Annotated in this window: 13 protein-coding genes; 3 read left to right on the plus strand and 10 right to left on the minus strand. The window is 46.3% G+C overall.

What is annotated here, in order from left to right:
* Nucleotides 1-163: 163 nt before the first annotated feature.
* Nucleotides 164-1,240, minus strand: a complete 1,077-nt coding sequence (locus L0B52_RS04235) for a PTS transporter subunit IIC (protein ID WP_235065314.1) — start codon at nucleotides 1,238-1,240, stop codon at nucleotides 164-166.
* Nucleotides 1,241-1,572: 332 nt separating this feature from the next.
* On the opposite strand from L0B52_RS04235, the gene L0B52_RS04240 reads away from it, so the two are divergent.
* Complete coding sequence (locus tag L0B52_RS04240) at nucleotides 1,573-2,856, plus strand: tetratricopeptide repeat protein (protein WP_235065315.1); 1,284 nt, start codon at nucleotides 1,573-1,575, stop codon at nucleotides 2,854-2,856.
* 61 nt (nucleotides 2,857-2,917) lie between these two features.
* Here L0B52_RS04240 and L0B52_RS04245 read toward each other — a convergent pair whose 3' ends face one another.
* From L0B52_RS04245 to glnE, 8 genes are all read right to left on the minus strand, one after another.
* Nucleotides 2,918-7,933: an Ig-like domain-containing protein gene (locus tag L0B52_RS04245; RefSeq protein WP_235065318.1), complete on the minus strand. Its 5,016-nt coding sequence runs from the start codon at nucleotides 7,931-7,933 to the stop codon at nucleotides 2,918-2,920.
* 389 nt (nucleotides 7,934-8,322) lie between these two features.
* Nucleotides 8,323-8,889 (minus strand): membrane integrity-associated transporter subunit PqiC, encoded by a 567-nt coding sequence (locus tag L0B52_RS04250; RefSeq protein WP_235065319.1) that lies wholly within the window; start codon nucleotides 8,887-8,889, stop codon nucleotides 8,323-8,325.
* 1 nt (nucleotide 8,890) lies between these two features.
* Nucleotides 8,891-10,522, minus strand: a complete 1,632-nt coding sequence (locus L0B52_RS04255) for an intermembrane transport protein PqiB (protein WP_235065324.1) — start codon at nucleotides 10,520-10,522, stop codon at nucleotides 8,891-8,893.
* Nucleotides 10,504-11,148, minus strand: a complete 645-nt coding sequence (locus L0B52_RS04260; protein WP_235065326.1) for a paraquat-inducible protein A — start codon at nucleotides 11,146-11,148, stop codon at nucleotides 10,504-10,506. Before L0B52_RS04260 ends, L0B52_RS04255 begins: the two co-directional genes overlap by 19 nt.
* Nucleotides 11,132-11,743 (minus strand): paraquat-inducible protein A, encoded by a 612-nt coding sequence (locus tag L0B52_RS04265; protein WP_235065327.1) that lies wholly within the window; start codon nucleotides 11,741-11,743, stop codon nucleotides 11,132-11,134. The genes L0B52_RS04260 and L0B52_RS04265 overlap by 17 nt, the downstream gene beginning before the upstream one ends.
* Before the next feature lie 51 nt (nucleotides 11,744-11,794).
* Nucleotides 11,795-12,466 carry a Bax inhibitor-1/YccA family protein gene (locus tag L0B52_RS04270; RefSeq protein ID WP_235065329.1) on the minus strand — a complete coding sequence of 224 codons (672 nt, stop codon included), beginning with the start codon at nucleotides 12,464-12,466 and terminating at the stop codon, nucleotides 11,795-11,797.
* A gap of 90 nt (nucleotides 12,467-12,556) precedes the next feature.
* Nucleotides 12,557-13,075 carry an adenine phosphoribosyltransferase gene (locus L0B52_RS04275; RefSeq protein ID WP_235065331.1) on the minus strand — a complete coding sequence of 173 codons (519 nt, stop codon included), beginning with the start codon at nucleotides 13,073-13,075 and terminating at the stop codon, nucleotides 12,557-12,559.
* A 63-nt stretch (nucleotides 13,076-13,138) separates the two neighbouring features.
* On the minus strand, nucleotides 13,139-15,940 hold the full coding sequence (gene glnE / locus L0B52_RS04280; RefSeq protein WP_235065332.1) for a bifunctional [glutamate--ammonia ligase]-adenylyl-L-tyrosine phosphorylase/[glutamate--ammonia-ligase] adenylyltransferase: 2,802 nt from the start codon (nucleotides 15,938-15,940) through the stop codon (nucleotides 13,139-13,141).
* 122 nt (nucleotides 15,941-16,062) lie between these two features.
* Here glnE and L0B52_RS04285 point away from each other — a divergent pair, with 122 nt between their 5' ends.
* Nucleotides 16,063-16,677 (plus strand): DNA-3-methyladenine glycosylase, encoded by a 615-nt coding sequence (locus L0B52_RS04285; protein ID WP_235065334.1) that lies wholly within the window; start codon nucleotides 16,063-16,065, stop codon nucleotides 16,675-16,677.
* 17 nt (nucleotides 16,678-16,694) lie between these two features.
* On the opposite strand, the gene L0B52_RS04290 is transcribed toward L0B52_RS04285, so the two are convergent.
* Nucleotides 16,695-17,414 carry an IS30 family transposase gene (locus tag L0B52_RS04290; RefSeq protein WP_235065335.1) on the minus strand — a complete coding sequence of 240 codons (720 nt, stop codon included), beginning with the start codon at nucleotides 17,412-17,414 and terminating at the stop codon, nucleotides 16,695-16,697.
* Between the two features lie 236 nt (nucleotides 17,415-17,650).
* Here L0B52_RS04290 and L0B52_RS04295 point away from each other — a divergent pair, with 236 nt between their 5' ends.
* Nucleotides 17,651-20,416 (plus strand): TonB-dependent receptor domain-containing protein, encoded by a 2,766-nt coding sequence (locus L0B52_RS04295; RefSeq protein ID WP_235065336.1) that lies wholly within the window; start codon nucleotides 17,651-17,653, stop codon nucleotides 20,414-20,416.
* Nucleotides 20,417-20,436 lie beyond the last annotated feature (20 nt).

The following is a 20,436-nucleotide window of genomic DNA, read 5'->3' on the forward strand; positions in this document are numbered from 1 at the left end:
CATATAGAGGCTTTAATTTAGCGTGCGCCAACGACACAGAAACCAATACTTAATCTATCACATTCATACTTTTTTGTAATTATCCTTGCACTAAAAAATACTCATCAATGCTTGTTTAACCAAATACAAACCATCTATTTGGGGAAATGCGTGGCCGCGACTTTTAAACGCCATCAAGCGCCATATCACCTTGAACAATCCAACCGCGACGACTCATCCACGCACGCATTAATCCAGCAATCAGTGCGGGTAAGATAAACATCAATAACACAATAGCCATCCAGATCGTCATGACGGATAAAACACCTGCGTTGGCATCAATAACCGCGAACACGCCCACCAGACCAGCTGTTCCCATGCCGCTACCAAGCGCACTGCATTGCAGCGCAAAGACAACTGTTGCTAATGGGCCAACGATGGCGCTTGCCACAATCGCTGGCAACATGATGATCGGTTTGCGCATCACATTAGGAATTTGCAGCATACTGGTGCCTAGCCCTTGGGAAATCAGACCGCTGATCCCATTTTCACGAAAGCTCGCAACAGCAAAGCCCACCATATGCGCTGCACAACCCACCACCGCCGCCCCACCGGCCAAACCGTCCAAACCAATAGCAATACACATCGCCGCACTACTGGTTGGTAGCGTGAGTAATATACCCACCACCACGCTAATCACAACCCCCATCAAAAAGGGTTGTAGTGAGGTGGCATAATGAATCGCCTGGCCAAGCGCGTTAATCGCCGCGACTACCGGCGGGCACAACGTCCAGCAAATCAACAGCGCCATGCTAAACATCGCGAGCGGAAGTAATAAGATATCAAGCCGTGTTTTGCCATGCAGCCAAGCGCCTAAACGGTAAGAAAATACGGCAGTGAGGTAGGCGCCAATCGGATTGCCCGGCAGCGCCCTTAGCATCGGGGGCAGGTTTTCCAAATCACGCACAAAAAGCGTACCACCGACCAGTAATTCGCTGTGTGCGCCCATCATGCCGGTAACTAAACAACACAAAGCAACCAGCGGTGGCGCGCCTAAATAGACAGCGATGCCGACGCCAATCCCCGCCCCCATCATCACACCGGCCCATTTGCCAATTAATACAAATAGCTCCCAGCCAAACCAAGCGCCAATTTGGCTCATGATTAAGCCGGCAATCAAGGTAACAAACAACCCTGCCGCCATACCGCTAAGCGCGGTGATAAAGTATTTATGGAGAAATGCCTTAGTTTGAATCGCCATCGTCTTTACCATGCAAAATGAGCACTATAACACATGAACAATTATTCATATTCACTATTGCACCCACCACCACTGCTACAAAACAGTTAGCCTTAAGAGGACAACGCGGTTAAAACGATAGTTCATCGAGTAACAATTAATACCTACTGCTTCACGCATAGCTTATAGTCACATTCAACTGTATTTACCATTTAATAGCATGCAAAACATGGCCATCTGTCGAAATGTCACATAAAACCTTTTATCATTGATGAAAATCGTTTGGATGCGTACGCTAACCCATTACCACGACAGCCTCAACCTTTTATAACCCCTGACTCTTAAACCTTTTTATGCAAAAAACGGCAATCAACTCAATAGATAGTAAAACACTGAAGCAAATCATAGACGAGTTTATGGTACTAGCCAATAACGCTGATTTCACAGCTGGTAAAGCCTTACTGTTACAAGCCGCTAAACACTACCCTAATGAACCATTGGTTTTTATGAATCTTGGACTGTGCCACTTAAGACTAAAAGAGCTACAAGCGGCTTACGATGCTTATCAAAAAACACTGGCGCTATTCCGTGACGAAACACCAAACACCAACCTCTATGACGGTCTAGCAGAGGCCTGCTTTTTTCTTGATAAACCTGAAGAGACAAAAAAATATGGCAGATTAGCGCTAGAAACCAAACTGTCACAAATCAAAAAAATTGAGCCTTTGCCATTTGCCAGCAAACACCCACCCGCTTTTAACGACAAAAACCCTAGCGAAAATATCATTTCATTTTCACTCTTTGGCGATAACCCAAGGTATTGTGAAACTGCCCTACTCAACATTTACTGGGCAAAAAAAGTGTTGCCAAACTGGACTTGCCGCTTTTACCTTGATGACAGTGTGCCAACCCATGTCAAAAACCGACTTCAAAAACATGGTGGGCAGATTGTTGAAGTATCTACGGAAATAAAACAACGGATGTCGGGGCTGTTCTGGCGCTTTTTAGTGATAGACGACCCCAGCGCAAAACGCTTTTTAATTCGTGATGCAGATTCGCTGGTTTCTTTTAAAGAACGTGTTGCCATCAATGCATGGCTAAGAAGCGATAAATGGTTTCATACGATGCGCGATTTTTGCTCACACACCGAGCTGATTTTGGCGGGCATGTGGGGCGGTTGCCATGGTGCCATTGACAACATCCAAGAGAAAATAAATACTTTTCATAACCTGCAAGCAAAAGGGACACAGCGGTTTTGGGATCAACATTTCCTGCGTTACCAGATCTACCCAATCCTCTCACAAAGCCTGCTTGCTCACGACAGCCAAGACATACAAGCGGGTGCGCTGCCCTTTCCTGAAACCAAAGCAAAAACAGACCACGAACGCCATGAAAACTTTCATATAGGACGTAACATGGCAACAGGTCGGGTTCTGATCAATACTGCAAATACCGAACATACCCACGTAAGCTGGCAGCTGGTTAATACAAAATCCCCTGATGTCATTTATGGATATACCCAGCCTATCAACGGACAAGAACAGGTGGCCATTCACTTACCCGATGAGCATATAAAAAAGCTGCAGCAGAAAATATTTGGCATTAAAACACAATTTTTTACGCCGAATGATCGTTAGATAATCGATAAAAAAGCCTCCAGATGGAGGCTTTTTTGCAAGGAACATCCGTGCTCTCAGGTTAAATGATCTGAATACCTGAATGACTTAGCACCAAGAGATCATTCGTCCCATCGCTATAAATATCATAAGAAACACCGCCAAAAGTCGTTGTTCCTGTAGCGGTTGTACTACCATAGAAATCCACGCTATCTCCCGCATTGCCTTTCACCATCATTGCCGAGTTATAGGTATTACCATTATCGTCGGTAAACGTTCCTGAGTTACGGGTAAATGCCCCAGCATCCTCAATAATCAAACGATTATCACCACCGCCTGTGATATCAAATATCTCAAACCCGGTCAGATCATTGTTGTCTTGAAGGTATTCAAAAAGTCCTGAGACGCCATCATCAAATTTATAGGTGTCAATACCCTCACCACCATCAGCAACACTACCTTCAGCATAGCGTTTGGTATTGATGATCAACGTATCATTACCCGTCCCCATATATAGGTCGGCACCTGCCTCTAAATAGTCTAATGATTCACGTGTAAACCTTGCCGTATCATCACCAGCACCCATATCAATAATGGTTCCACCCGTGGTAGCAATATTTGCCTGGAAATAGTCATCGCCATCGCCCATGAATATTCTCGAATCACCATCCAATGTATTGGACACATACATCGAGTCATCGCCACCATTGAAGTTGTATGTTCCAGCACTTACATTGCCTTTTACTAAGACAACTTCGCTAAAGTCACTCAAGTTATGAACTCGAACCGCTGCAGAACCAGTTTGAGTACTACCTTCAAGCCAGTCAAAGCCATTTAGCAGCCAAGTAAAGTAATACAAATTGCCAAATTCACCCACATCTGTCTCATTGCCCGCCTTATCAATAATCCCAAGCCGTGCCTGAATCTTGTCATAAGGTTCGGATGCTAATGCGTTGTAAATGGGATCTGTCAGAGGTTTTTTTAAAGCGAGTGAGAAAGTTCCATCACTAGAGGCAGTCGTATTAGCTTCACCGACATCAAACTTACCATTGTTATTTTCATCATCATAAACAAAGGCATCTGCTTCGGCGATACCTAAAAGTGTATTTGTATCACTATCATACCCATTAACGACTACATCACGTATTTTCTGATCCAACGTCATGTCTAGCGTGCCCGTAGTAACCGCAGGATCATAATCAGGAGAGGTTAATCGCGCTTCTAAGTGGTACGCCTTACCCTCCCAGCCATCGTAACCTGGCAGCTTAAATGATCTCCCAGAGCCAGTTTTCCAGCCCGAACCATCATTTAAGTTATACTCCCATGAAGCACCCCGTGGTATCCCCTCTACATGCACAGTGGGCTTCCTGGTGTAGTTATCGGTATTGCTACCAATATTTGGCGATACTTGACTACCAAATGTGTCATCAGCATCCAAAATATTAAGAACCAATGCGTCGTCGTTAATAATGGTCCCTTTTGCCGTCGATGTGCCGATTGTCATATCACCACTAGGATCACTCAATGTCACTGTAAAGGTCTCGCTGAGCTCAATCTTTGACTCTTGATTTGTGGCAATGGTGATGGTTTTACTGGTTTCATCTGCAGCAAAATTGAGTGTACCTGATGCTGCAACAATATCACTTGCATCAGCAGTATCATCACTTGCAAAACCAGTCGTATAATTAACACTGGCAGCCTGTGACGTATCGCCATTTCGTGTGACTGTGAAGGTTAAACTCTCCCCTTCTGTTGCGCTGGCATCAGTAATACTAAATTCACCAAGATCCACGTTTGTTACAGCGCCTGAAACGGTTTGACTTGAACGATTACCAGCTACATCGGTTGCCACTACCTCAAACTCATAACGGTTTTTTGGCGCCTCATAATCAAATGCGACCGTTTGCGTCACCTCACCTGTGGCAGAGTCAATGCTGAAATTAGCCGCGTCCGCACCGGTTAAACTATAGGTATAAGTATGCTTATCAGTAACTGCCGCGGTATAAACCACATCACCTGTCGTACTCTCTTTTACATCAGCGCCCGTTTGACTGCTAGTAAACACAGGTGCTGCGCTATCTACAGTAAAGCTTTCAATAGAGGTGTTTGACCCTAATGTTTTATTACCAGCGGCATCGGTCGCAGTGACTTTTATCGTTGCACCGTCGATACTATAGTCACCATCAGCAAGCATGGTTGGCGCTACCGACCATGTGCCATCACCAGCTACCGTAGTCGTTAACGTTTCACCACTAATTTCAACCCTGATACTATCACCAGCATCCCCTGTACCCATAAGCTTAGGGGCTGTATTGTTGGTTATATTATCTGTAACATCTGACCCCGTGTCGTTGGTGGCATCTTCAGGCAGTTTCATGGTTGGCACAGCTGGTGGCGTTAAATCAACTATTGCCGAATCTGTGACTTGGTCAGGATCTGTGATTGGGTTGCCAGAAGCATCCTTAGTAATACTCGCAGAAACATTCAGCGTTTTAACATCAGTTAGTACAGACACACCAGTCAAGGTGACATACCCCTTGGCATAGTCAGCCTCTGTAATCTTATACTCCCGAACCACACTACCGTTAACACTGAGTGAAATTGTTTCTCCCGCCAGCTCTGTACCCAAATCTATGGTGACTGAAGTTTCATTAGAAATATACTCACTCTTACTAATATAGCCATCATCATTAATGTCCATATTAATAGTGATTTCTTCTAAGTGTGTATTTGCGCCAGCAACCCCCGTAGCTTCCTCACTATCATTACCCGATTTATCAATAGCAACAGCTTTTACCGTCGAACCATCCTTTACAGAGGCTTGCGGGATGGTGATGCTACCATCTGCTTTTGGCGTAATACTTGGGTCATCCGATAACCAAGAACCATCAGGTTGCTTGATTACGGTGATATTTTGTTCACTATCCGATTCATCCACATAAGTCACTGTATATGACGCCAAGTCAGGATCTGCTGGTGGCGCAACAGCAACGGATCCATTCTCACTATTTGGTGTTACCTTAGGTGCATTAGGTGGCGTAGTGTCATTAGCCACATCCGTTGCTGGGCCTGATTTGTTACCTGCTGCATCGGTGGCGGTTGCTGTGGCTGTTTCACCATTGATTAAGGGATCACCTAAGATAGCGATGGTGTATTCACCCTCACTATCTGCGGTAGTGCTGTAGTCAGGAACACCATCACCATCGGTATCAATCTTAACCGTCGAGCCAGGTTCTGCTTTACCTGAGATAGATTTACCGTTATCAGCAATGTTGATGGTCGGTGTATCAGGAGCCGTGGTATCAGGTGCAGTGTCTGATGCCGGGTCTGATTTGTTACCTGCCGCATCGGTGGCGGTTGCTGTAGCTGTTTCACCATTGATTAAGGGATGACCTGAGGTGTCTACGGTGTAGTTACCCTCGCTATCTGCGGTAGTGCTGTAGTCAGGAACACCATCACCATCGGTATCAATCTTAACCGTCGAGCCTGGCTCTGCGGTACCTGAGATAGATTTACCGTTATCAGTAACGTGAATGGTTGGCTTATCCGGTGCTGTGGTGTCATTAGCGACATCCGTTGCTGGGCCTGATTTGTTACCTGCTGCATCGGTGGCGGTTGCTGTGGCTGTTTCGCCATTAGTTAAGGGATCACCTAAGATAGCGATGGTGTATTCACCCTCACTATCTGCGGTAGTGCTGTAGTCAGGAACACCATCACCATCGGTATCAATCTTAACCGTCGAGCCAGGTTCTGCTTTACCTGAGATAGATTTACCGTTATCAGCAATGTTGATGGTCGGTGTATCAGGAGCCGTGGTATCAGGTGCAGTGTCTGATGCCGGGTCTGATTTGTTACCTGCCGCATCGGTGGCGGTTGCTGTGGCTGTCTCACCATTGATTAAGGGATGACCCGAGGTATTGACGGTGTAGTTACCCTCGCTATCTGCGGTAGTGCTGTAGTCAGGAACACCATCACCATCGGTATCAATCTTAACCGTTGAGCCTGGCTCTGCGGTACCTAAGATAAGCTTACCATCATCAGCAATGTGAATGGTTGGCTTATCCGGTGCTGTGGTGTCATTAGCCACATCCGTTGCTGGGCCTGATTTGTTACCTGCTGCATCAGTTGCCGTTGCACTGACTGTTTCACCATTGGTTAAGGGGTGATTTGAGGTATTTACGGTGTAGTTACCCTTGCTATCTGCGGTAGTGGTGTATTCAGGTGTGCCGTCGTTATCCACATCAATGGTCACGGTTGAGCCAGGTTCTGCTTTACCTGAGATAGATTTACCGTTATCAGCAATGTTGATGGTCGGTGCATCAGGAGCCGTGATATCAGGCGCAGTGTCTGATGCCGGGTCTGATTTATTACCTGCTGCATCGGTGGCGGTTGCTGTGGCTGTTTCACCATTGATTAAGCGATCACCTGAGATAGCAACGGTGTAGTTACCCTCGCTATCTGCAGTAGTGCTGTAGTCAGGAACACCATCACCATTGGTATCAATCTTAACCGTTGAGCCTGGCTCTGCGGTACCTGAAATAGACTTGCCATCATCAGCAACGTGAATGGTTGGCTTATCAGGCGCAATGGTATCAGAGGTCGTATCTGTGTTAGTGGTGTTTACGTCTGTATCGCGATCATCGTCAAAATAAAGAAAGAAGGCTAATGGCACTAGCACCAGTGGCCATAATGGGGTGCCTTGGAATAAGGCGTCACCACCCAAGGCCTGGCCTGAGGGTATTTGTTCTGCGAGCATGGTGAGCGCGTTAACGTCTGCACCAGCTTCTGGAACATAGGCGTAGTATTGGCCGTCTTCGTTGAGACCAATCAGTGGGTTGTCTTTGGATTGCTGGTAATAGTCTTCAATGATCAGATCTGGCTCATTAATGAGTGAGCCCTCAAAGGCAATCAGCAGGTCATCACCTTGACGGAGTACGGTAAGGTTTTCCGGAGCAAATTGGGTGGCGGCGTCGATGAGTTCGTAGTTGACGCCGTTTTGTGCAGCAATGCGTACGGCTTCGCTGCCTGCAGTGTTGATTTGCAAGGTTTCTAGAGTATTCTTACCCCTATTAATGTTTAATGTGATTATTTTATTCATACCATTCAATCTGTTATAAATATTACTTTAAATCTTTTTTGCTTTGAGTTGGCGTTTTCACGCTTCACCTTATGATTTTCATGCTTCGCAATTCCCTTAGCAAAACAGACATGAACGATAAGTTACTCTCATCAATATTTACTTTTTGATATAAAGCATTAACCATGCCAAGACACTACTATTTATTATGACCGTTTGTTTCATTACAAAACTCATAGCCTACTTGGCTGATTTTGATGAGAGTATCTTGGGTAGGCGTTTGGTATAGGTTGTTATCGTCTTTATTACCAAAACCAGTAACATACTGTAACAGTAATTATTCTTATTGAATGTTACACCTATGAAAGGCAGCCGCCAGCAGCCTTTAAGAATTAACTGAACTTTATGGGTTAGAGGGCTTCCGCAATCGCTTGACTGAGCGCAAGCAGCGCCTTTTGATGTGCCGCAACAATGGCGTTGATGTCACCACTCTCGAGCGGATAACGCTGATTAAAGCGGTAACTCATCGGGTTACGCTCGCCAGCATTTGATATCTGCCAGTCCGCGCGTATTTTGAGATCACGCTCGGCAGTATCAGCAATCAGTTCTTTGATCTGCACATCAATAATCACATCCGGGCGAATATTATAGGCTAGAGGATATTGATAAAAAGCAGCTTTTCCACTGATATCTTGAATTTGCTGCGACAAGACATCTCGCACATTATCGCTTAATGGTTCTGCCCAACGGTGATCTTTTTCAAGCGTAAGTTGGTGATCGGCTTGCCAATAGGCGATGATTGTATCGCTCAAATAGTTTGGCAGATCAAGATGACGTAAGGCATAAATCGATTGCTCATTGGCCATCACCTGCGCAGCAGGCTCGCTTTGCGCACGCAGTAAATGATATTGCGTAGGTACAGACGCACAACCACCAAGCAGCACCACACTAAAAAATATTCCGGCTAAACGTGTCATATTAATCCCCAAAAAGTAGCGCGTTGGGTTTATCATTAAGCTTGTTGGCAATTCGATCAACAGAACGTGCGGTTTTTTGCAACGCATCGAGGGTTTCTTGCAGCGTATAGTATAACGACGATTCTGGGCTGATACCGTACAGGGTATCCTCAAATTGACCGATCACTTGATTGAGCTGCTGATTGAGTCCGTCCAAAGTCACCGCTGCATTATCGCCAACCGTACGTATACTGCGCATGGTTTGGTTAAACCCGCTAAGGGTGTCTGTAATAGTGCGGCCTAAATTGGCCATCTCTACCGAACTGACGATGTTATTCACCCCATTAACGGTTTCTTTAGCGTCACTAAGCAATTCGTCAAACGGCAAATTTTTCACTTTGTCGATGATTTCATTAACCCCATCGGTTATCCGCGCAAAACCGGTGCTTCGCGATGGCATTACCTCATACGCACTGTAGTCATCTTTAGCAAAGTCACGAATATCGTTAGGATAAATGGCGAGTTTGATAAATTTTGCGCCCGTAAGCAGACTATCGGTTTCCATCGAGGCTTGCAGCCCTTGCGCCACCAATGAGGCGATAATATTCTCCGGCGTATCATCACCACGGTTGACCACATCAATACGCTGCGGTTCTAACTCAATCAACACAGGAATCGCCGCTTTTTTGATCTTATCGTCGTAAATCAAACGAATATCAATTACTTGCCCGACATTAATCCCGTTAAAGGCAACCGGTGCACCTGTCTCTAAGCCACGGATGCTGTCTTCAAAATACAAGACATAATAATATTTATCATACGATGGCGACTGAATGGTTTGGCTTTCAGATTTATATAGGGTAAAAACCGTATTATCACTGACCTGCCCCAGCTTGGTATTAAATCCGGTAGGGGTACTAAAGGTGATTCCACCAAGCAGCAGCGTCTCGATCGAATCCATCTCAACCATCGCACCATTGAGCCCTACATCGAAGCTAACCCCGCTGATATTCCAGAATTTAGTATTGATACTGATCAGCTCGTCATAAGGCTCACGAATAAATACATCAATCGACACCCGATCGGTATCTTCTTGATATTTAATTCGCCCGACCTGGCCAACTTTAATCCCGCGATAATAAATCGGGCTCCCGATATTGATTCCACTGGCGTTATTTGCTTCAAGCTTCAGGCGCAAGCCCTGCTCAAAAGACTGCACCATCGGCGGCTCTTCTGGACCAGTAAAAGCGTATTCGCGCTGCTCACCATTGCCCGGATCAACCGCGATATAGCTACCAGAGATCAGCGTGGACAGTCCACTCACCCCTGCCGCAGAAATTTTCGGACGAACCACCCAGAACTGACTGTTGGTAGTGAGTAGCGGTGAGGCATTGGCGATCATTTGCGCCTCGACAATGACTTCACTTAAATCCTCTGAAAACGCCACACTCGTGACTGTGCCAACATCAAGATCTTTATAGAGAATTTTTGTTTTGCCCTCGATGATCCCCTCGCCTGTTTCAAAGGTGATGGTGATTGTTGGCCCTGTAGAGACAATATGCTGATACGCCATCCATAACACGAGCGCCAAAGCGGCTAGTGGAATCAGCCACAAAAAGGAAATGTTACTGTATTTTACTTCTGCTTCTTGCATAAATGTTCTCGATAATTATCCCAAAGTAGGCGGGTATCAAAATGCTCGGTGGCAAACATGGTTAACATCACTACCGCAGCGAAGGCAAAAATCCCTGTCCCAGGGGTAATGGTTGCAAAATTGCCTTGCACCAAAGCGCCTAACAGCGCCACCACAAACACATCAATCATCGACCATCTGCCCACAAAATGAATAAATTTATACAGCTTGGTTTGTAGAACAGGCGCTTTTCGCGGCGACTGGTGGGTGAGTAAGTATAACAATACGGCGATTTTGAAAAAAGGCGTGACAATACTGGCTAAGAAAATAATCGCCGCCACTACATACGACCCATGATGCCATAAAAACAAGATACTGCTTAAAATAGTATCGACTTGTGTCGGCTGACCCAAGCTGTTTGTGTAGGTGATCGGCAATAAGTTTGCCGGGAAAAACAACAAAATAGCGGTGATCAAATACACCCATGTTTTCTGTAGTGAACGCGGTTTGCGACTATAGAGCGCTGCGCGGCAACGTGAGCAATTATCAGCCTCCAACACATCCTCTAGCACTACCCCACACTTCAGGCAGTGACACAAACCTTGATTGCGTGCGGTTTCAAGCGTCAGATTATGGCGATGGGTCATACGCTTTAAATACCTCATCGCTTAAATGAAAATACGCAGTGGTCATAATCGAGGCGATCATCAAGCCACAAAATGCCCAAAACCCAGCATTAAATTCAACCTCGGCAATCTGCATGATTTTGACCAGCGTCACCACCACAGCGACCAAATACACTTCTAGCATATTCCAAGGCGATAAATTGACCATCCAATGCAAGAAATGCCGTGAGAGACGAGGGAACAATCGATAGCGAAAACTAATCACCACCCAAAGCACACCGAGTAAATACCAAAGTGGTGTGACGATAATCAGGAAAAAGACAATCACCGCAAGGATGGGCAAGCGGTTTTCAAATAGTGTACCGATCGCTGAAAGAATCGAGATAGTGTTGCTATCGCCACCGAGGGTGATGGTGATAAACGGAGAACTGTGGGCAAGAATGAATAATAAGATCGCGCTAAGCGCAAAAATAAACGCTTTACGAAAGTCGGCTAAGCCGCGATCAATCGTACTATGGCAAGTGGTGCATGTGAGTTTCTGCCCGCTGGCAAGCGGCGTCCGTTGGTATAAGCTGTCACAGTATGGGCAGGCAATTAATTCATCATGCTCAGTCATAATTAAAAACCGGACGGCATCAAACCGCCCGGTCGGTAAAACGCTGTTGTGTTAGTCGCCGCTGAATGCACCGATTAAATTCAACAAGCTTAAGAAAATGTTGAAGATATTCATAAACAAATTCAGCGTAGCCACGATATAGTTCGTTTCATGGCCGTGGACGATATTGCTGGTGTCATAGAGCACATAGCCTGAGAAAATCAGCAGGAATGCGCCTGAAACAACCAGACTTAATGCGGTCATACCAAACACCATCGCGCCGATACCAGCCAGTAACGCCACCATCACGCCAACAAATAAGAAGCCACCTAGGAAGGTAAAGTTCTTACCTGTGGTTAACACATAAGCCGATAGGCCAAAGAAAATAATGCCAGTGCCGACTAAAGCCTTCACAACGACGCTACCTGCGCCCATTGAAAAGAACATGCTAAGGATGTTCGAGGTATAAACCCCTAAGAAACCAGTTAACGCGAAGAGCAGAACAATGCCCAAGCCGCTGTTACGGTTAGCACTAATCCCCATGGACAGGCCAATTAAAGCGATCATCGCAACAAACCAAGGAATTTGCCCGATACCCATTTGCATACCCACAAAAGCACATACAGCGCTAAAGAGCACATTCGCACCGAGCAAGATATAAGTCTGACGCAATACCTTATTACGCGCAATGATACTATCACCAGAAGCGGTCTGAACCGTTTGGTTATTCATCGTATTCATCATAATCTCCCAATGTCATAACTGTTGTGATTGATTCTAGGGACAATCTTAAGGCAAGTAAAGCAAAATCCACAAACCTTACTAAAATCCCATTTACTCGTTAATTAAACTTAAGGTCGGTAGTTCGCCTAATTTTTCCCGCCCGTTTAATTCTGGAATTTCCAACAAAAATGCGGCTCCGATCACCTCAGCGCCTAATTCACGCAACAGCGCAATACACGCCGCCATTGTGCCGCCTGTGGCCAACACATCATCGACCATCATAATCCGCATATCGGGTTTGATGTCTTCGGCGTGAACTTCTAGCGTATCGCTGCCGTATTCGAGATCGTAGGTCAGCTTAGCCGTTTTACGCGGTAGCTTGCCAGGTTTACGTAGCGGAATAAAGCCAATCCCTAAACGCTGCGCTAAGGCAGAAGCAAAAATAAAGCCACGCGCTTCAGGACACGCCAAAGCATTGGGGCGCAAATCATCGCGCTCACAAAAAACCGCCAATTCTTCAATAGCCGATTGGAAGCCTGCTCCATCGGCCAGCAACGGCGTAATATCTTTAAATGTCACCCCTGGTTTAGGGTAATTGGGAATATCAATAACCAACGATTGCCATTGCATAAACCTGTTCCTTTCACTGTTCAAAAAATGGCTTATTTTAACGTAATTTTGCGGATTTGTGCTTTAATCGCACATCACCGCCTGCCACACATCGCTGACACGCTGACGGATCGCCACCCAGTCATTCTCATCAACCGCGCTGTTGCTGTCGTTTAAATACTGACGGTGCGCTTCGCCGCGCAGCGTACGGTAAGCATCGCGCAGGGTCATCGCGGTGGTTGACGGAATAATTCCAGTCGCTTCAAGCGCGGCTAGCTGACGAATATTGTCACTCATCCGCGCAATGACCGGTTCTTGATGGGCGTGTTTAAGTAACAGATATTGCACAATAAATTCAATATCAATCAAACCACCCGGTGATTGTTTAAGATGAAAAATACCGGCTTCCTGACTGTGATTGTCACGCATTTTCTGACGCATTTTGACCACTTCTTCACGCAAACCTTCATCACGCTGACGCGTCAGCGTGTCATGACGTACCTTGGCAAAGGCTTCATTTAGCACTTGATCCCCACAAATAAAGCGGGTTCTGGTGAGCGCCTGATGCTCCCACGTCCAGGCTTGCTCGTTTTGATACTGCGCAAACGCCTGGATACTTGAAACCAGTAAACCCGATTTACCGCCTGGGCGCAGCCGTGTATCGACTTCATAAAGCACCCCACTTGCTGATGGTGCAGACAGATAATTATTTAAGCGCTGTACTAGCCGGCTAAAAAACTGCTCATTGCTGATGCTTTTCTCACCATCACTCACCCCGCCACTACCGTGTTGATCATAGAGAAACAACAAATCCAAATCCGAGCCATAGCCCAATTCCAAACCGCCGAGTTTCCCATAACCGATAATCGCGAAAGCCGCTTGTTCACCGTTTAGCCCGCGTGGTTCGCCATAGCGCGCAACCATCGTTTGATGTGCCCGCTGGTAGGCGCTCTCTAACACCAGCGTGGCAATCAAACTCAAATAATCGCTCACTTCCATCAGCGACAGGCGACCATGAACGTCAGCCCACGCAACCTTAAATAATTGCGCATGCTTGAAATCACGCAACGCATGCAGCCACTGCTCATCATCGTCGCTGTTTTCCAAACGCGCTGCGAGATCATCGGCCAGCTGCTTAGGATCAGAAACCGCCGGACGCTCACTGAGCACATCATCGAGCACCAACGGATGCTCACAAATAAAGCGCATCAACCACGCCGAATTCGCCGCAATATCCAATAAATGCTCGATCAAGCGTGATTGGTCGCTAAGCAGGTCGATATACACCCCACGACCACTCACCGCGAGCACCAAATCAAGCACCCCACTTAAGCCTTTTTGCCGTGATGGCGCACTGGCGAGCGCCACAATTTGCGGTAATAGCCTGTCTAAATCGCTAAGCGTTCTTTTCGGCAGGCGCTGCCAAGGTAGGCGCTCACCGAGATCTTCGAGTGCGACAAACATTTTTACCGATTGTTCAGCCCGCACACCATGATCAGCTAACCACGTGCGCACACGTTCTTCATCGGGTTCTCGCCAATCAATCCCTTGCAGCACATCATCAACGTTCGCCTCGTGCTCATCTTCAGCAAAAATCCCTTTGAACTGCTGATGAACCACCATACGCGCTTCTTCAAGCCTCACTTGCAAATGTGCCACATCTTCAGCACCTACCGCCAGCACCAAGCGTCGCCATGCGCTTTCATTATCCGGCAATTGATGGGTTTGCTGCTCGTGATCAAACTGCAGGGCATTTTCTACTTCACGCAGGAACAGATAGGCTTTGCGTAGCGCTGATGCTTCCTCACTGCCCCAAAGATCCAAGCTGACTAAATCCTCTAGGACGGCTAAAAAATGGGTCTGTTGCAGACGTGGGTATTGGCCGCCATAAACGAGTTGCATGGCTTGCACGCTAAATTCCGCTTCACGAATTCCCCCTTTGCCCAATTTGATATGCCGCTCAAGGCCTTCATCGCGAATGTGGCGGTTAATCTCGGCTTTCATATCGCTAATCGCGCGTAACGCGGCGTAGTCTAAATAGCGACGATACATAAACGGACGCAAATTATTCAAAAGCTGCGCCCCACCGGCGATATCACCAGCCACCGGTCGTGCCTTCATCATCGCGTAACGCTCCCAATCACGACCATGCAATAAATAATATTGCTCTATCGCGTCATAAGACAACGCCAACGGCCCACTTTGCCCGAACGGACGCAAACGCATATCCACGCGATAGACCATGCCGTCTTCAGTGACGCTGTCTAACAGATAGATCGTTTTTTGCGCGAGTTTGCGGAAAAATTGCTCGTGCTCAATCGGTTTCCCCCGCTCACCACCATCGGTTTCCCCGGCAGTGCGAAAAGCAAATATTAAATCAATGTCTGAGGAAAAATTGAGTTCACCACCGCCAAACTTACCCATCGCCAACACGCTGAGGGTAAACGGGTCGCCTTCACTATCACGCGGCTCACCATAGCGCGCGACCAAGCATTGGTGTTGAAAATCAAGCGCTGCTTCGGTGAGGGTTGCCGCAAGCGCAGAAATGGCGTTTAAAAAATCACTTTGTGGCAATTGCTGGTTGACCACAGCATGCACTAGTGCGCTCTGGTGCGCGTGTTTGAATTGACGCAGCGCGCGCATCAATGCCGCTTCATCGTCATCATAGTCAGCCCACCAGCTTTGCCAAGCCGCGCTAAAATCATAATCCGCCCAATGGTGGGCGCCTGCGATGAGTTCGTAGACTGCCGGATAACGCTGCAGCTGACGCGCCACATAATCACTGGCGCGTACCGTACGCTTAATCGCTTCATCTTGCGCCCAAACGGGTTGCTCATCGACAAACGCCGCCTGCCAGATCGCCAATCTGTCATCAAACTGTGTCATACAATCCCCTCACTCGCGAATGACCCATTATAGAGGAACGTTTGACGTGTGGTTTTAGAGATTTCACTTGTCATCAGCGAGCAGGCGCTTCATGATGAATGCCAGTTGAATTTGGAGCGCTTATGACACCAAGTTACTGGCAACAAGCCACCGACGCACTCAGCAAACGCGACGCCACAATGGCTGAATTAATATCGCGCTACCCTGATAGCTGCATGCAAAGCCGTGGGCGACCGTTTGTCACCTTATTGCGCGCGATTGTTGGTCAGCAAATTTCGGTCAAAGCCGCTGATGCGATTTGGGCGCGATTAAACGATACAACTGCGCTCAATCCACAACACGTAGCGCAAATTGATCGTGACACCTTGCGCAGCTTAGGGCTTTCGCGCCAGAAAGCTGATTATATGCATGCGGTGTGTACGTATTTTTTAGACAATGACATCCATGATGATTATTTCAGCGCGCTTAGCGATAGTGAGATCATCAGCGAACTTTCTGCTATTCACGGTATTGGGCGCTGGAGTGCTGAGATGTTTTTAATGTTCACGTTATTACGCCCCAATGTGTTTCCAGTCGCTGATTTAGGTCTGCTTCGTGCCCTGGAAAAACATTATCATGGCGCACGTCTAACCCCTGCACAAGCGCGCGATCTCTATCAAAAACGCTTTGATCCATGGTGCAGCGTAGCGACATGGTATCTGTGGCGCAGTTTGGATCCGGTAGAAATTCAGTATTAATATGCAAAGAGGTAGATTCAACATCGAAGTACAACGCAACCAAAGAAGTAGATATCTGTGTCTAGGGTATCTGCAATGATGTCATGCTTTGCAAATTCTTTACTGTTATCGAATGTGGTACTGAGTGTTTGTTCACCTTTGAGCATATCAATACAGGTATCAGCCACTAACTGTGCTTTACGGTTAGACAGGGCTTTGATTTTGGTTTCTCTGGTGGTTCTATCCACTAAGGTAAGTAAAACGCCTTGATGCCCTTTACCAACCACTGTGCCACCTTCATAGTCTCCGATGCGTGTACACTCTTCTATGATATCAGGACGTTCAGTAATATCTCGACGATTTACTATTTGCCCCCGCCTATCTTGACCTTGTAAAGCGCGTTTTCGGTAGGTCTTTTGACAGCGCAGGTGCTTGTATAGCTCACCACCTGATTGTTTATCAGCGTAGATATATTGGTAGATAGTTTCATGGCTTGGCACATCATCCCAGCCTAAAAGCTTAAGCCTACCTGTGATTTGTTCAGGCGAATATTGACGATGCAGTAAATAGTCAACATAGTGCCAGCCAAAGTCATTTATTGCAGGGCTATTTATGGCTTTACACTCAGTCGCTAATCTATGTGCCTGTTTTGGGCGATAACCACGTTGGCCTCGGTTACGCTTAATCTCTCTACTCACAGTAGATTTATGACAGCCAAGGATTTTGGCGATATCACTTAAAGAGATATTGGCTTGCAATAAGGCTGGTATTTGTATCTTTTTTTCTGAGTAAGATGCGTGTAGTGTTTAATGACGTTCCGATATGTAGGAATTGAAGGCGAAGTGCAACACAGCACATCTTACTTCTCAACTCGTTAATATGAATCGTTGCACTTCAGGGTTGAACCCTCCAATCATAATGATAACGCTTCCCATTACCAAAAATATGCATTAATATTCGCAACATTACATTTTGTCTATTTTTGGAGAGCTATATGTATTTCCTGCATCACTTCACCAACAAACTAACAGCGCTTGTACTCGCCACCTCAATGGCGTTATCTGTGCTACCCGCTCTGGCACAAGACGTTGATAAACAAGCAGGTGTACGGGATGTTAATGATGAACAAACCACACGCAAGATATTAAGTTTAGATGATATTGTTGTATTGGGTGCTAACGATACCAGAGGAGGCGCCGCGCGCGATTCCAAAGGCTATGAAGACGTTTATGCACTTGATATTTCCACCACTTACGCAGGATTCGAAGAGGTACAACGCTTCAAAGGTTCAGCACCAGCAGAAATATTTCGCGGCATGATTGGTGTGCAAAGTGGGGATATGCGTAATAGTGGCGCGATTGACCCAAATGTGCGTGGCGTTCAGGGACAAGGTCGTGTGCCAGTAATTATCGATGGCACCGAGCAAGCGCTTACTGTCTGGCGCGGTTACAACGGTGCCAATAACCGCAATTACCTTGATCCCATGCTGATCGGCGGTTTGCAAGTTGAGAAAGGCCCTTCTATGACGCGTGGGGTTAACGGCTCAGTGGGTGGTGCAGTGGTGATTAATACCATCGATATTGATGATATTGTGCCCGAAGGTGAAAATTTTGCCCTTAATTTTCGTTTTGAGGGCAGTAATAATACGGTGAAGCCACGCCTTCCAGCACTCGCCGAAGGTGTTGATGTGTTGAGCGATGAATTTAAACCTTTGTACCCAAATTCTGCTCGACCAAATCCACTCTTTTTCCCTCTAATTGACCCTGATGTTATTAAAACGCCGCATAATGGTGGGCGCAACAAATTTGGTCAAGATATGGCGTATCGTATTGCTATCGGCAAACGTTGGGAAAGCGTCGATGTAATGGCCGCGCTAGTCCATCGGAATCGTGGCAATTATTTTGCGGGCAGCAAAGGCAGCGAATTATATTCAAGTAACGAATCTCGTTTCAGTGTAAAAGAGGATAACACGGCAAAAATGGCAAGGATTTATCACCCCGGTGATGAAGTGTTCAACACCTCTGCCACCACTACATCTGCGCTGGCCAAAGTTAACTGGCACCCCAATGATGAGCACGCGTTGCAATTAGGCTTACGCAACACGGTCAGCCGCTATGGTGAAATTCTACCTTCGCGTTTAGATGCATTCCTAAATTCAGTGGTTAATGCAAAACTTTATGGTGTGGGAGCACATAAACTACCGCAATGGCCGCAGTCGAAATTACATAGTATGGCAGCTAATGTAGAGTGGCGTTGGCGACCAGCTAACCCATATATTGATTTAAATTCCAATCTATGGTTGACCAGAACCGTCACCGACACCCATACTTCTGGTGGTTGGCCTCGGGAAACCATGGCTGAGACTTTCTTTTTTGCTCAATTAAAACAAATTTGTGTTCCAGGTCATCCTTACTATCCATCACCTTATTGCGCTGCATTTCGTGATTTTCCTGATATGATCCCCAAAATCAATAAAACCTATCGCTCTTCGCAAACTAATGCCACTAATACCCGCCTTGGTCTGTCAATCAGCAATAAAATGAATTTAAATCCTAAAGTTGATTTAACTTTAGGGACGAATTACCAGTATGAAAAGCTGCGCTCTTCAGATAATTGGTGGTACGGCAGAACACAAGAATTTATGGACGCAAATGCTATTGGATCTTCACCAGCACCACTTGTTAGTAGCATGTGGAATTTCCGCGCTCACCCGCGTGAGGGGCATCGTCAGGAGTTAAACGTTAACGCCAAACTAGACTACCGACCTAATGATTGGGCGGAACTCAGCGCTGGAGTAAATTTTGGTTATTATCGCGCGTTCGACGATCACCTGCAGCGCATGAAAAGCGAAGATAATAAAGGCTACCGTAATTATCCTTGGCCGGAAACGTGGTCAGGATCAGCATGGTCGCCAATGCTTTCTGGTACGTTATTTTTTAGCGATTACTCGCGTCTTTACGGACGGATTGCACAAAAAGCACGTTTTCCAAGCATGTTTGAAAGTACTATTGGTTTTTCTGCTATTCCGACACTTACTTCAAGTAGTCAAAAAGAAGGCGGTTGGGGAGATGCAGTGATGAATACCACGCCGCTTAAACCAGAACGCACCACCAGTTTTGAATTAGGCTATGTACATGATTTACGGCAGTTCTTCCCTAGTGCGCAATATGCTGATATCAAAATAGCGTATTACCATAACATCACCAAGAATATAATTGATCGGGATACTCGTTTCCGCTTCCGTAACATGGAAAAACAGACCCTTAGTGGCGCAGAATTGCAGGCACGTTATGATAGTGGGCACTTTTTCGGCGATTTAGGCATCTCACGCTCAATTAAAAATGAAGTGTGTGACCAAAAAACAGCTGCCATTCTTGCTAGTTATCAAGAATTCAGTGGAGGATGCGTCCATGGCGGTTATCCTTATGGTTATTTGCAAAATACCGTCCCCCCTAAATACACCATTTCATTAGGCTTGGGTGGACGTTTTGTGGATAACGATTTAACCATCGGTACACGCATTTTGCATCACAGCAAACCTAATAAGAATCGTGAATTTTTAGCAAATTACAACAATCCATTATATTGGGACAAAGTGACAACGGTTGATGCGTACCTCAATTATCAGTTTGATGACACAACCAGCGTTGAACTAACGGGCACAAACCTGACTGATCGCTACTTTCTCGATCCACAGAGTCGTACCCGTAACCCCGCACCAGGTAGAACGATTAAGTTGACATTCAGCAAAACGTTCTAACTATTGATTTTTAAACCATC

The organism is Suttonella sp. R2A3, assembly GCF_021513215.1.
In the GTDB taxonomy this organism is placed as follows: domain Bacteria; phylum Pseudomonadota; class Gammaproteobacteria; order Cardiobacteriales; family Cardiobacteriaceae; genus JAHUUI01.